At 42.9% G+C, this 13,687-nt stretch carries 13 protein-coding genes; 9 read left to right on the top strand and 4 right to left on the bottom strand.

The annotated features are described in order from the left end of the window. Positions 1 to 17 precede the first annotated feature (17 nt). From GRQ40_RS01390 to GRQ40_RS01415, 6 genes are read left to right on the top strand one after another with little or no spacing between them, the layout of a single operon-like run. The gene (locus GRQ40_RS01390) at positions 18 to 1,004 is read left to right on the top strand and encodes an ABC transporter substrate-binding protein (RefSeq protein WP_159719225.1); all 987 of its coding nucleotides are present in this window, start codon (positions 18 to 20) and stop codon (positions 1,002 to 1,004) included. 21 nt (positions 1,005 to 1,025) lie between these two features. After that, on the top strand, positions 1,026 to 2,033 hold the full coding sequence (locus tag GRQ40_RS01395; protein WP_159719226.1) for a FecCD family ABC transporter permease: 1,008 nt from the start codon (positions 1,026 to 1,028) through the stop codon (positions 2,031 to 2,033). Further along, positions 2,026 to 3,051 carry a FecCD family ABC transporter permease gene (locus tag GRQ40_RS01400; protein WP_159719227.1) on the top strand — a complete coding sequence of 342 codons (1,026 nt, stop codon included), beginning with the start codon at positions 2,026 to 2,028 and terminating at the stop codon, positions 3,049 to 3,051. Before GRQ40_RS01395 ends, GRQ40_RS01400 begins: the two co-directional genes overlap by 8 nt. Before the next feature lie 44 nt (positions 3,052 to 3,095). Then, complete coding sequence (locus GRQ40_RS01405; RefSeq protein WP_066148974.1) at positions 3,096 to 3,662, top strand: nitroreductase family protein; 567 nt, start codon at positions 3,096 to 3,098, stop codon at positions 3,660 to 3,662. 34 nt (positions 3,663 to 3,696) lie between these two features. Next, positions 3,697 to 4,458 carry an alpha/beta hydrolase gene (locus GRQ40_RS01410; protein ID WP_159720701.1) on the top strand — a complete coding sequence of 254 codons (762 nt, stop codon included), beginning with the start codon at positions 3,697 to 3,699 and terminating at the stop codon, positions 4,456 to 4,458. A 43-nt stretch (positions 4,459 to 4,501) separates the two neighbouring features. Beyond that, entirely contained in the window at positions 4,502 to 5,365 is an 864-nt protein-coding gene (locus GRQ40_RS01415) for an alpha/beta hydrolase (RefSeq protein WP_275192118.1), read from the top strand. A gap of 365 nt (positions 5,366 to 5,730) precedes the next feature. On the opposite strand, the gene GRQ40_RS01420 is transcribed toward GRQ40_RS01415, so the two are convergent. The 4 genes from GRQ40_RS01420 to GRQ40_RS01435 all read right to left on the bottom strand — a co-directional run bounded on the left by GRQ40_RS01420 (position 5,731) and on the right by GRQ40_RS01435 (position 9,590). Further along, positions 5,731 to 6,738 (bottom strand): FecCD family ABC transporter permease, encoded by a 1,008-nt coding sequence (locus tag GRQ40_RS01420; RefSeq protein ID WP_159719228.1) that lies wholly within the window; start codon positions 6,736 to 6,738, stop codon positions 5,731 to 5,733. Further along, the gene (locus tag GRQ40_RS01425) at positions 6,735 to 7,745 is read right to left on the bottom strand and encodes a FecCD family ABC transporter permease (protein ID WP_159719229.1); all 1,011 of its coding nucleotides are present in this window, start codon (positions 7,743 to 7,745) and stop codon (positions 6,735 to 6,737) included. The genes GRQ40_RS01420 and GRQ40_RS01425 overlap by 4 nt, the downstream gene beginning before the upstream one ends. A gap of 124 nt (positions 7,746 to 7,869) precedes the next feature. After that, complete coding sequence (locus GRQ40_RS01430) at positions 7,870 to 8,793, bottom strand: iron-hydroxamate ABC transporter substrate-binding protein (RefSeq protein WP_044742580.1); 924 nt, start codon at positions 8,791 to 8,793, stop codon at positions 7,870 to 7,872. Further along, positions 8,790 to 9,590, bottom strand: a complete 801-nt coding sequence (locus GRQ40_RS01435) for an ABC transporter ATP-binding protein (protein WP_044742579.1) — start codon at positions 9,588 to 9,590, stop codon at positions 8,790 to 8,792. Before GRQ40_RS01435 ends, GRQ40_RS01430 begins: the two co-directional genes overlap by 4 nt. Positions 9,591 to 9,776: 186 nt before the next feature. Here GRQ40_RS01435 and GRQ40_RS01440 point away from each other — a divergent pair, with 186 nt between their 5' ends. From GRQ40_RS01440 to GRQ40_RS01450, 3 genes are all read left to right on the top strand, one after another. Further along, positions 9,777 to 10,826: an NAD(P)/FAD-dependent oxidoreductase gene (locus GRQ40_RS01440; RefSeq protein WP_066148976.1), complete on the top strand. Its 1,050-nt coding sequence runs from the start codon at positions 9,777 to 9,779 to the stop codon at positions 10,824 to 10,826. A 790-nt stretch (positions 10,827 to 11,616) separates the two neighbouring features. Beyond that, positions 11,617 to 12,495, top strand: coding sequence for a putative RNA methyltransferase (locus GRQ40_RS01445; protein WP_231734632.1), 879 nt, complete (start codon positions 11,617 to 11,619; stop codon positions 12,493 to 12,495). A gap of 334 nt (positions 12,496 to 12,829) precedes the next feature. Continuing rightward, positions 12,830 to 13,597 carry a MerR family transcriptional regulator gene (locus GRQ40_RS01450; RefSeq protein WP_236546381.1) on the top strand — a complete coding sequence of 256 codons (768 nt, stop codon included), beginning with the start codon at positions 12,830 to 12,832 and terminating at the stop codon, positions 13,595 to 13,597. Positions 13,598 to 13,687 lie beyond the last annotated feature (90 nt).

The following is a 13,687-nucleotide window of genomic DNA, read 5'->3' on the forward strand; positions in this document are numbered from 1 at the left end:
GAGGACTTAAGAGAGACATGAAGAGAAACTATCTTTATCTAGGTCTGATAGCTCTACTTATTTTAGTATTAAGCGCTTGCGGCGCGAAAGAATCATCAGCGCCTGAAAAATCGGGGGATCGCTCGAATAAAAAACAAGAAACACAAGCAGATCCAAATGAAAAGCATACGATTCATTATCTTGGAAAAGATTACACAGTTCCGGTCAAAACGGATAAAATCGTTATCACTGGAAGCATGGAAACCATGGAAGATGCGCTTGTGTTAGGAGTAAAGCCGCTTGGGGGCATTACGGTTGGCGGCAAGTTCCCAGAAATGTTTAAGGACATTACAGGCTCTACTGTCTCTATCGGTGAGAAAGCGCAGCCTAATATTGAGGAAATTTTAAAATTAAAACCAGACGTTATTTTCTCGACGACAAAATTCCCGCCAGATGTTGCACAAAAACTGGAAAAAATAACAACAACGATCCCGGTTTCTCACATCTCAACAGATTGGGAAGCGAATTTGCGTGTGTTGGCAGAAGTTACTGGAACACAAGACAAAGCTGATGAAGTATTAAACCAATATAAAAAAGACTTAGAAGAAGCGAAAGCGAAGCTAGGAGACAAGCTAAAAGATAAAAAGGTCGTGGCGGTTCGCATTCGCAGCGGAAATATTATGATCTATCCGCCAGATGTATTTTTCAATCCTTCGCTATATATGGATTTAGGACTGACAGTACCTCAAGAAATTCAAAATGCGAAAGCCCAGGAAATGATTTCTTTAGAGAAATTTAGCGAAATGAATCCGGACTATATTTTTGTGCAATTCTCAGAAGATGAAAATAAAAACAATCCTAAAGCACTTGAAGAGCTGCAAAACAATCCAATTTGGAAAAGCATCAATGCTGTGAAAAATGATAAAGTGTTCGTCAACGTTGTCGACCCGCTTGCACAAGGCGGCACAGCGTGGAGCAAAATCAATTTCTTGAAAGCAGCTGTGGAGAAGCTCGGCAACGAATAATACAAGGCAGGTAGCGTCAATATGCAATTAAGAATTTCTCCGTCAGCCCTGATTTTATGGCTTTCACCGGTTGCGATGGTGTTTATCATCATCGCATCTATTTTGTATGGGGCCAAAAATATAGATGCGTTGACTGTTTGGAAAGCGATAGTTGATTTTGACCCGAATAATGTGAATCATCAAATTGTTAGGCATTCCAGACTGCCAAGAGTGATCGGTGCTCTTTTGATTGGTGCATTCCTTGCGATTTCAGGAGCGATTATGCAAGGGATGACAAGGAACTATTTAGCCTCTCCCTCCATTATGGGGGTTTCAGATGGTTCGGTTTTTGCGATTACACTTTGCATGATTATTCAGCCGGGCGCCTCTTCGCTTGAGATGATCATGTACTCGTTGGTTGGTTCAGCTGTTGCCGTAGGCTTCGTGTTCTGGATGGCCTCCGTCCTGCCCAATGGAATGTCGCCTGTTCGAATGGCGATTATTGGAACGATTATCGGAACATTTTTGAGCAGCATATCAGCCGCTCTCTCTTCTTATTTTCAAGTTTCACAGGATGTGAGCTTTTGGTACAATGCCCGGCTGCATCAAATGGACCCTCATTTAATTAAATTGGCAGTGCCCTTTGCCATTGTTGGCCTTGCTATTGCCATCATAATCTCTAAATCGATTACTATTTTGTCGTTGGGAGAGGAAATATCGGTCAGCTTAGGTCAGAAAACGATGGTGATCAAGGCCTTGGCGATCGCCAGCGTAGTTATCTTGACAGGCATTTCTGTTGCTTTGGCTGGCAATATCGGTTTTGTTGGTTTAATTATTCCTCATATGACAAGGTTTTTAGTAGGAGTTGATTATCGCCGAATTATTCCTTGTGCCGGTGCTCTTGGGGCGATCTTTTTAGCGCTTTCCGATATTTTAAGCCGATTTTTGAATTATCCGTTTGAAACACCGATCGGGGTCGTTACAGCTTTGATTGGTGTGCCTTTCTTCCTCTATTTAATTTATACGAGAGGGGGAGGAAAGGATGCTTAATCATTCAGCCAAGCGCTATTGGTTGGTGCTATTTAGTAATATTGCCATTATATTGTTGGCTATTTATATTAGTCTAACAAATGGAATATTTGATATAACCGTTCAAGATGTCTTAAAAACACTACTGCGAATTGATCCGGTTCCGGAGCATGATTTGGTGATTTTGGATTTCCGTCTGCCGCGTATTGTCATTGCTGCGTTGGTCGGTTTTGGCTTGGGAATTGCCGGAGCGACTATCCAAGGAATTAGCCGGAATGGTTTGGCTGATCCAGGAATTTTGGGCATTAATGCTGGAGCTGGAGCCATGATCGTCATTTTTATGCTTTTCTTTGGAGGGCGCATGACAGTGGAAAGCGATTGGCTATCGATTTTAGCGATGCCGCTGTTTGGATGGGTTGGCGGATTGGGTGCCGCCCTGCTGATTTATCTATTTGCTCGACAGAATGGCCATTTAGATACGCAGCGCCTCATTCTTGTGGGAATTGCCGCGGGGTCTGGCTTTGGGGCTCTATCCTTATATTTATCGTTAAAGATGAATCCACAGGATTTTGAAATGGCGACGGTATGGCTGGCGGGAAGCATTTGGAACGCCAATTGGCAATATATTGTTGCCATGTTGCCGTGGATCATTCTGTTGGTGCCGATTATTATAAGCAAAGCTTATATTCTCGATTTGTTCCAATTGGGGGAAGATAGTGCAAAAAGCTTAGGGGTTTCTACTGAAAAGGAAAAAAATATATTGCTACTGACGAGTATTGGTATTGTCAGTGCGTGCGTGTCTGTGTCTGGAAACATCGGCTTTGTTGGTTTGATTGCTCCCCATATCGCCAAGCGTCTCGTCGGCATTTATCATCAGCGCGTCATCCCTATTAGCGGAACGATTGGCATGTTGCTAGTAGTGGTTTCAGACTTTATTGCTAAAACGGTTTTTGCACCTGTCGAACTGTCTGTCGGAATTGTCATCGCCATCATTGGCATTCCTTACTTCGTGTACTTGCTATTTAAAACGAAAGTGTAAGCGAACAGGGGACATCTCGAAAACTGAAAAATGGAGGGTTGCTTATGGAGCTGAGCCAATTGCTGCGAGATCGCCGTTCCGTTCATATATTTGAAGATCGTTCTGTATCACCTGAGCTTGTAATGGAGCTGCTTGATACAGCTGTTTGGGCTCCTAATCACCGTCTGACTCAGCCTTGGCGGTTTATTTTAACATATGGAGAAGGCCGTAGAAAAATTGCTGATGCCGTGCGGACAATGAAAGAAAACAAAGAAGCGGACCCATTGAAAAGAAAGGAAATCGGCCAAAAATTTTACGATAAAATCATGTCTATTCCGATGATTTTAACGGTGTTGATGAGGGAGGACCCTAATTTGGTGGTTAGAGAAGAAGATTATGCAGCAACGAGTTGTGTGATCCATAATTTTAGTCTGCTCGCATGGGAAAAGGGGATCGGCATGGTGTGGGAGACATATGGATGGCTGCATGATCCTATTTTTCGGAAAGCGATGGGAATTCAGCCCGGAGAGAAAGCCGTTGGCAATCTCCATATCGGCTATCCTGCAAAGATTCCACCCGCTCGGCCGCGTATTCCAGCTGCGCAATTGACCACTATTTTTAATCAAGCATAAAGCCGAGGTTCGTCGTATGTTAAAGGAAAGTCATATTAGGGGAACATTGACGACGGAGAGTTGGAGAGGGAGAACGCTGTTGATTTATCTTCCTCCCTCCTATGCAAAAGGCGTTAGCCGATATCCAGTTGTCTATGTTCAAGATGGAGGATATTTATTTGATCCCTTTCAAAGTGATGCTCTAGTCCAGCTTGAGCTTATGTTTGCCCACGGGGAGCTTCCGGAGCTTTTATTTGTGGGGATTGAGACAAAGAACCGATTGGATGAATATACACCGTGGCATGCGAAGGCGCTATCTGAACGGTTTGCCGATTTTGGCGGAAAGGGCTCACATTACCTCGCCTTTCTTGCCGAAGACCTTAAACCATATATAGATGCTTCCTATCAAACAGATGGATGTCAGCGGCAAACAGGCCTGGTCGGAGCTTCTCTTGGCGGTCTCATCTCGATGTATGCGGCTTATTTATATCCGCATGTATTTGGCAAAATCGGCTGTCTTTCAGGTTCATTTTGGTATGAAGGTTTTCTTCATTTCATGGAGTCACATATAGTTGCCTCCGATTTAAAGATTTATATGGACGTAGGAAGCATAGAGGGCATTGAAAAACAAAATGTTCAACGAGAAATGGTTTCAAGAACAAAAGCAGCCTATGCGATATTAATGAATCAACAGCTAAGCAACAAGAGACTCAAATTTGTCATAGAGGAGGGGGCTCCTCATGCTCGCCCTTTTTTTATTAAACGATTTCCAAGCGCAGTGAAGTGGTTATATTCAAATACAGAAGGGGAGCAGTAGAAGGCGGCTGATGATTCGATGAGCAAGAAAGGAGGGAGTAGGGTTGGATGCTAAAAAAAGTGAGTTGTTTTCTTCAGCTGTTCATACGGCAGGCGTTAGTGAGTTCACAATTCCGCGAACGAAGCAGCGTGTGATGTATTCTCACTATGGGAATCGTGAATATCGGATTTTTGTCGCTCAACCTTATGCGGATCCGCCTCCTTCGGGATTTCCGGTGATTTATGTACTTGATGCCAATTCGGTATTTGGCACGATGGTGGAAGCGATGCGCGTGCAGGCAGGACGTCCTGATCGCACAGGAGTTGTTCCTGCGGTGATTGTTGGTATTGGTTATCCAACAGAAAAGCCATTTTCTCCTGCCCGTTTTTACGATTTTACCATGTCTGTTCCGGAAAGCGAATTACCTGCTCGTCCAGATGGAACCGCATGGCCGGAAATGGGAGGAGCAGCGGCTTTTTTGGAATTTATTGAAACGGAACTGAAGCCTGAAATAGAGCGAGAATGGCCAATTGATCGGGCGAGGCAGGCCATTTTTGGCCATTCTCTCGGCGGCCTCTTTGCTCTGCAGGTGCTTTTTACGAAGCCGACTGCTTTCAGAACGTATATTGCTGGAAGCCCTTCGATTCATTGGAGCAAACAGCTATTGCTTGAAGCGGAACAACGCTTTGTTGCTCGCATCAAACAAGAAGCGCTCAACGTTGACGTACTTCTGGCGGCTGGAGAGTTGGAAAGAAGCCACAAAAGCCGAATTAACGCTCATGCTGAAGAACTGGCGGAACGCCTTTCCGCTTTAGCTGATTTGGGGGTATATGTGGAGTTTCAGGAATTTGCCGGAGAAGGGCATGTTTCGGTATTGCCAGCCCTCATCAGCCGAGCTCTACGGTTTGTATCGAGAAACAGCGTATAACGAATCGTTTCGTCCTTAGGTTGCATCAAATGTTCATCTTCACATGTTAGGCAATAAAAATATCAGTGCCATTAGAGATGGCAGACAAAAAGGGCTCGGATCGGAAGATCTGAGCCCTTATTATTATTTGAATCTCAATCGGATACAAGCTGCTTTTCTATGAGAGCCATTCTCTTATTCTTAAGTTAGGAGCGGGGGATATCAAGGTGTTATTATTGGCATCATCAGGTAAATGGTATGGTTCTAACCTTCACCCCATGAATGCCAGATCCCGTCTATTCATAAAGAATGCAAACATTCGAAGGTAAGCTTTATCCATTATCGCTGTTCATTTTTATATCATTTTCTTTAATTGAGGGATTCATTTATTTCTTTAATAGCAAGTAAATAAAATAAGGTGCGCCAATTAAAGAGACCATAATCCCGGCTGGAATGCTATTGGGATCAAAGATATTTCGGCCGATCAAATCAGCGATTAATAAAAACCATCCGCCAAGGAGCAGCGCGATAGGAATAAATAGTTGGTTTCTCGGTCCTACTAACGCTTTTGCCATATGCGGTGCCATCAGCCCGATGAAAGAGATTCCGCCCGTCACTGAAACGGTGGAGGCGGCCAAGGCTACGGCTGCGAGAAGCAAAGAAATTCGTTCTTTTTCAACCGACATGCCGACGCCAACGGCTACCGGTTCACTTAACCCGAGCAAATTCAAGCGATGAGCTTTATATAAAGTAAAAGGAATGAGCGTGATTAACCAAGGAAGCAAGGCCAAAATAAAGGGCCAATCATCGCCCCAAATATTCCCGGCAAGCCATTTAGCGATAAAATCGACTTTTGCCCGTTCAGCGGATGAGATTAAGACAATCATCACTCCAGAAAGCGCCATTGAACATCCGACACCAATGAGAACGAGTTTTACTGGTTGGAGACCTGCCTCCTTTTTATATGACAACCCATAAATGAGAACCGCTGTAAACAAAGCGCCTATAAAAGCAAGGAGCGGAATCAAATACACAAAGGAATCAGCACTGACAGGAAAAAAGAGAAAGAAAATGGCTACAGCAACGCCGGCGCCGGAATTAATTCCTAAAATACCGGGATCCGCTAAATCGTTTCGTGTTACTCCTTGTAAAATCGCCCCAGATAGTGCCAACGCCATCCCCGCTAATAAGGTAATGATGATGCGAGGGAGACGGATCGAAAATAAGATAAATTCTTCTTTAAACGTTCCTTGGCCAAACAAAGTCGGAATAAGCCGATCATAAGAGAGAGAAGCATAGCCCATTCCCATTCCAACCACGATTGTCAAGATAATGAGTGCGAGTAAAATACATATAATAATGCGCTGTTTTTTGATTAAAGCCGATTGAATCATGAGAATGTTTTTCCTCCTTTATGCACGATGAACAGGAAGAAAGGCAATCCCATCATCGCTACAATGGCTGCCACTGGCGTTTCATATGGTGCATTGACCGTGCGCCCAAGCGTATCAGCTAAAAGCATAAGCGTCGCTCCAACAATAGAGGACATAGGGATAATGTAACGATAATCCGTGCCGACAATCGCCCGAACGATATGAGGAACCATTAAGCCAATAAAAGTCATATTGCCGACAAGGGCGACTGAGGCGCCAGCCAGCAAAATAACAACGATGTACAAAGTCGCTTTAATTTGCGTAATTTTTTGTCCTAATCCAACGGCTACTTCTTCATTTAAACTCAAAATCGTAAGCTGCTTTGAGAGTAAAAGCGAAACAAGGATACCAAGCAAAATAAACGGAGCGATCACTTGAAGCTGTCCCCATGTTGTTCCAATCACACCGCCGGCGGTCCACATCGATACATCTTTTGATATTTTAAAATAAATCCCAATTCCTTCTGCGACCGCATATAGAAAAGTAGAAACAGCAGAACCGGCTAAAACAATGCGCAGTGGGGAAAAACCGCCTTTTTTGATAGTGCCAATGCCGAATACGAGGAATCCTCCGGCGGCAGCACCGATAAAGCAGGCCACCATCATACTAAAATAATTAGCCGAGGGGATAAAAGCAATGGTGATCGCCAATGCGGCATTGGCGCCAGCAGTAAGTCCAAGCAGCCCCGGATCAGCTAAGGGATTTCGCGTCATTCCTTGCATAATCGCTCCAGAGGTGGATAAGGCAGTTCCTACGAACATGGCCGCCACCTCGCGGGGAAAGCGAAGCTCGCGAATAATCGAAAAGGGCTCTCCTTTGATATCAGTGGTGAGAGCGAGCCACACCTCTTTTAGCGTAGTATCTGCCGCCCCGAAGACCATGGCAGCTGAAAACATAGCGATCAATACAAATAAGGCGATTATAAGCTTGTATATAAATGGAATCGAACGATTTAAGTTCGCTTTCATGTAGTTCCCTCTTTTCGTGTGTATGTACATAAAGGACGAGGAATTCTTGCTTTAAGAATTCCTCGTCTGTGCTTTACCATATACTAATGGAGTGCTCGTGATATAGAAACGGATAACGCTCTTTTTATTTGCCTAAAAAATGCTTAATAAAGAAATCGAGCTGATAATCCAATGTAAGTGGATCGTTAAAGTAAAATTCTCTAGCATCTGCTTCAAATACATGATTGTTTTTGACTGCTGGAATGTTTTTATAGGTTTCTGTTTCTTGGAATGAGTTATCAGTATCTGGGTTTTTGCTAATAATTAGATAGTCGCCAGCAAATTGAGGTAATGCCTCTAGCGATAATGCATAGTAGCCTGGCTTTAACGCTGTTTCTTCTACTTTTTTCGGCATTTTTAGTTTCATTTCTTGATACAGTATCTCAGTTCCTCTTCCCCAATTATTACCAAATACATAAATTTGTTTGTCAAAATTTTCGATGACAGAAACAGTAGCATTCTCGCCAATTTTAGCCCGAATTTCTTCTCCGGCTTTTTGTGCGCGTTTCTTAAAGTCGTCGATCCAAGCTTTAGCTTCTTTTTCTTTATTTAAAAGTTTTCCGATTTCCAAAAATTGTGTGAGGTAATCTACTTTTCCGTATGTATACGTGACAGTAGGAGCGATTTTGCTTAGTTTATCAATATTTTTAATATTGGATAACCCAATAATCAGATCGGGCTTTAATTCTATGATTTTCTCGATGTCTTCATCCGATACTTCCGCTACGTCTTTTAGTTTGTCTTGGAAGCGGGGATTCATTTTAGACCATGAGTCAACACCAACTAAATTTACTCCTAAAGCCATGACATGGCCCGCAAAAGAAGAGAGCACTACTACGCGCTTTGGATGTGCAGGAACTTCGATTGGACCATTTTCAGATTGGTACGTAATCGTTTCCGCTTCTTTTTCTTTGGAAGCCGAACTGTTTTTCGTTTCGGTTGTTTTGCCACTGCAAGCGCTCATAATAAGCAAAAATAGGAGCATGATCGGGATTAAGATTTTTTTCATTGGATGTATTCCTCCTTAAGTAGACTATATGTGAGACACATTGGTTTCTGCGTGCGAGGATCCTGCCCGATTTCGGCATCAATATGAAAGACCTGCTTGAGCACGTCACGCGTAATGACTTCTTCGCAGCTTCCCGCCTTGACAATTTCCCCGTCCTTAAGGGCAATAATATAATCTGCGAAACGAGCTGCTTGATTTAAATCATGAAGAACCATGACAATCGTTCGTTTTTGTTCTTCGTTTAATTTTTGCAGAAGCTCTAAAACTTCCAATTGATGTGCCATATCGAGATAAGTAGTCGGCTCATCAAGGAAAATGATATCGGTTTCCTGTGCAAGCGCCATGGCAATCCACACGCGTTGGCGCTGTCCCCCAGACAAAGCGTCAACAGATCGGAATTTGAAATCTTTTGTTCCGGTCACTTCAAGCGCCCAGTCAATGACTTCGTAATCTTTTTTGGTCAAGCGCCCGAAACCTTTTTGATATGGAAAGCGGCCATAAGAAACCAATTCCCCGACCGTCAGGCCCCCCGGACTTTCCGGAGTTTGCGGAAGAATGGCCATTTTTCTTGCGAGAATCTTCGTGTTTTCGCTTGTGATTTGCTTGCCGTCTAATATCACGGTTCCAGCTTGTGGTGCGATAATACGAGTCAGCGCTTTTAATAGTGTGGATTTTCCGCATCCATTTGGTCCAATAATGGTTGTGATTTTTTGATCGGGAATTTGTATGCTTAAATTTTTAACAATTAAGCGCTCATTGTAGCCAATACTTAGTTCATTTGTATATAAGCGAACCATGCTCCTACCCCCCTTTATACATATCCGCAAAAGGATAAAAACGATAATCATTATCAATTCAATATATAATTTAAAGCTATTTTTTTTCAATTGTCAATCACTATTTGTTGTAAAATAGGTCAAAAGGATGTATATTTAATTGAGAATGATAATCAGTGTTTGAGTTCTGGGAGAGGTGGAATATAGATGAATCATGATGAATTATATGATGTGACGATTATTGGCGGCGGGCCGGCGGGTTTGTATGCTGCATTTTATAGCGGATTGCGAGAAATGAAAACAAAGCTGATTGAGTATCAGCCGCAATTGGGAGGCAAGCTCCATGTCTACCCGGAGAAAATGATTTGGGATGTGGGAGGACATGCACCGATCACAGGGGAGCAATTAATTGAACAGCTTGTCAAGCAAGGATTAACCTTTAATCCTACCGTGGTTCTCAATGAAAAGATTGAAGCGATGAAACGAATGGAAGATGGCACGTTTATATTGCAGGCCACTTCTGGGCGTCAGCATTTTTCGAAAACGGTCATTGTCGCAGTGGGGAGCGGGATATTAAAGCCGCAAAAATTGGAGATCGAGGGCGCAGAAAAGTTTGAAGTAGCTAATCTGCACTATACAGTGAAGTCGTTAAAGCGCTTCAAAAATAAAACGGTCATTATTTCAGGAGGAGGCAATGCGGCTATTGACTGGGCGAACGAATTAGTGCCGATTGCTAAAAAAGTGTATTTGACGTATCGAGGGGAGATGCTAAAAGGCCATGAATCGCAGGTGACGCAGCTTCTGAACAGCTCGGCCACTTGTTATTTTCATACCTCGATTACGAAATTGATTGCCAGTGAGGATCATGAACGGATTGAACGAGTCGAGCTAACCAATCAAGAAACAGGAGAGGTCATCTATTTGGCAATTGATGAAGTCATTGTGAACCATGGCTATGAGCGCGATTCCTCCTTGTTGGAAAAAAGTGAACTGAATATTCAAATGCTGGATCATTACTACATCGCGGGCAATGCCAATAGTGAATCTTCTGTACCAGGGCTTTATGCGGCGGGGGATATTTTAAAATACGATGGGAAATTGCATTTGATTGCGGGAGCCTTTCAAGATGCCGCCAATGCAGTCAATAGCGCGAAACAATTTATCGAACCTAAGGCTGATAAATTTGGCATGGTATCATCCCATAACGAAATCTTTAAAGAGCGTAACCGAGAATTGATAAAACAAATGATGAAATAAACGTTTTTAGCTGCAAGCCCAAGATGGCGCTTTGGAAATGTAGCTGGAAGGTATCACATATGACTTGATGAATGGGAGCTTTTGTATTACAGTAATAAATAAAGATTTGTAAGAAAAGGAGTTTTTTCCGTTGGCAGCATTTATGAGACTTCGATTTCCAGTTCTTTGAACCATCAATTGAATATCGTTCAAAGACTCTGCCTATGTGCAGGGAATGGGATTGGTCTGCCTATTTGCGGGAAAACGAGATCCATATAGATGTTATATGGTGTTCCATTGGCTAAGACGCCGATGGATGCTGCTTAATCATGCAATCATAAAAAAGGGGGAGACAAGTGCCCCCTTTTTATTGTTAGATCGATGCAAGCAATCTAAATACCGATGGCTTTTTTATGGCAGTTATCAAGCAGCCAAACAGCAAAAAGATCAACATCCTCTTCAGATTCCGCCACTGAAATGTGAGGGGGAAATTTGATGTGAACATCGATTGTCGAGCGAAAAGGGGGCTTACACACAGTGAAAGCTCATTTCACATGGCCCCCATCGTTGAATCGTGCTTCATCGCTTTCCTTTTATTTTGGAAGAGACTGTCTTATATTGAAAGGCTAGATCCATACTTCCATCCTCTGGATAGAAAGCATTTTTTCTATGCAGCAAAATGCACAGATGGGTCAGGTCTTGACAAGACAGTCTCTTTTATTTTGCATCATGCTGGAATGATAATGGTTATTTTTAATGATGGCGATCACTGGAGAACACTATGTGAAGGAAAAACGATGGAGGAATTGAGATGTCAAATAAAAAAAGGTTAGCAGCTCAGCTGATGGCTGCGTCTTCTGCGATCTTTCGTTGTCCGGTCTGCTCTGCAGCTATGGAGCTTCAGCATGTGAAAAGCTTGGAATGCATAAATCGTCATACATTTGATTTATCAAAGGTAGGATATGTCAATTTATTTACTCACTCTCCTAAAGTGAAATATGAAAAGCAAATGTTTGAAGCAAGGCATCTCTTATGCCAAGCTGGCCTTTTCGCGCCGATGAACCAGGTGATTAGCGACTACATGATTCATGAGTTAGTTGATACAGATCAAGTGATTAAGCTATTGGATGCAGGCTGCGGAGAAGGCTCTCATTTATTTCATCTCAAGAAATATGTAGAGAGAAAAACGGCCAGTCGCTTGCTCGGCGTTGGAATCGATCTTGCTAAAGAAGGGGTTTATATAGCCGCAAGAGAATACCCGAATTTGATTTGGTGCGTTGCGGATATTGCTAACTGTCCATTTAGGGATCGACAATTTCATTTTATTATGAATATTTTATCGCCGGCTAATTATGCAGAATTTCAGAGAGTGTTGATGAATGGTGGAACGATGATAAAGGTGGTTCCCGGCAAGCAGCATTTGCAAGAGATAAGAGAATATTTTTATGGACAGACAGCTAGAAAAGCCTATACAAATGATCGCACGATTCAACGATTTCAAGACGACTTTCGAATAACAGCTATCGAACGTGTCACATATAAAGCAGCCATCGCTCAAGAATGGATGGCTGCGGTCATTCAAATGACCCCTTTATCTTGGGGAATTGCAGCCGAAAAGCAGCAGCAAGCGTTGCGGATGGAAGTGAATGAAATCACGATGGATTTGACCATTTTATTTGGAAAAAAATAAATAAAATTGTTTCAGGAATTTATCATTTTTAACACACCATGCACCGAGAAGTCTCCCACCTCTACACGAAGGCAAGATAGGAGAGGATCATCATTCATTGGTGCTTGTAATGGAGTTGATTGGATATGGTCGAGATGGTTTGGCGTGGTCTGGTGCTGAATAGCACGGCTTCGATGCGTGAAAGCGGCATTGTTTACGACTTCGTTACGAAAATACCTTCAACTGTGTGGGTGTTTATGACATCATTTTTTAGGATGGAAAAAATTTTTATCAATCGCCTATTTACATTTACGCTACGTAAAGGATTATAGTGAAGATGTCAGGAGGTGAAAGCGTGGAATATACGGTGCATCAGCTGGCGAAGCTGGCCGGAGTGACGGGACGAACATTGCGGTATTATGATGAAATTGGGCTTCTCAAGCCCGCTAGAATCAGCTCATCTGGCTACCGCATCTATGGGCAAAAGGAAGTCGATATGCTCCAGCAGATTTTATTTTATCGCGAGCTTGAAGTGGACTTAGAGACGATTAAGCAGATGATTTATTCTCCCAGCTTCGATGAAGTGGAGGCACTGAAAGAACACCGTACACAGCTTCTGGCAAAACGCAGGCAATTAGATTTATTAATTGCCAATGTAGAGAAAACATTAGATGCGAAGGAAGGGAGAAGAATTATGAGTGATCAAGAAAAATTTGCGGCGTTTAAGCAAAAATTGATCGACGAAAATGAGCAAAAATACGGAAAAGAAATTAGAGAAAAATATGGAGATCAAACGATTGACCGTGCCAATCAGAAGGTGCTGAACATGACAGAGGAACAGTATGCCGAGGTGAAGAAGCTGGAACAGGAAGTGCTTGATACGTTGAATGAGGCTTTTTTGACGGGAGATCCAGCAAGCGATTTAGCGCAAAAAGCCGCTGATCTGCATCGGCAATGGCTCAGTCATTTTTGGGAAAGCTATACGAAAGAAGCTCATGTGGGAGTTACGCAAATGTATGTGGATGATGAACGGTTTGCTGCTTATTATAACCGCAAACACGCTGGAGCAGCCGAGTTTCTTCGAGATGCGGTGCTGATTTATACCGGAATGAAAAAGCAATAGTCAAAAAACAAAGAAGAAGGGAGTCGGCTTGGTCCACTCTCTTCTTTTTGTGCTTGGCCAGCATCTGATGACAAACAAAGGAGTTGAACA

The sequence above is a fragment of the Anoxybacillus sp. PDR2 genome (assembly GCF_009834045.1).
Taxonomy (GTDB): Bacteria; Bacillota; Bacilli; order Bacillales; family Anoxybacillaceae; genus Anoxybacteroides; species Anoxybacteroides rupiense.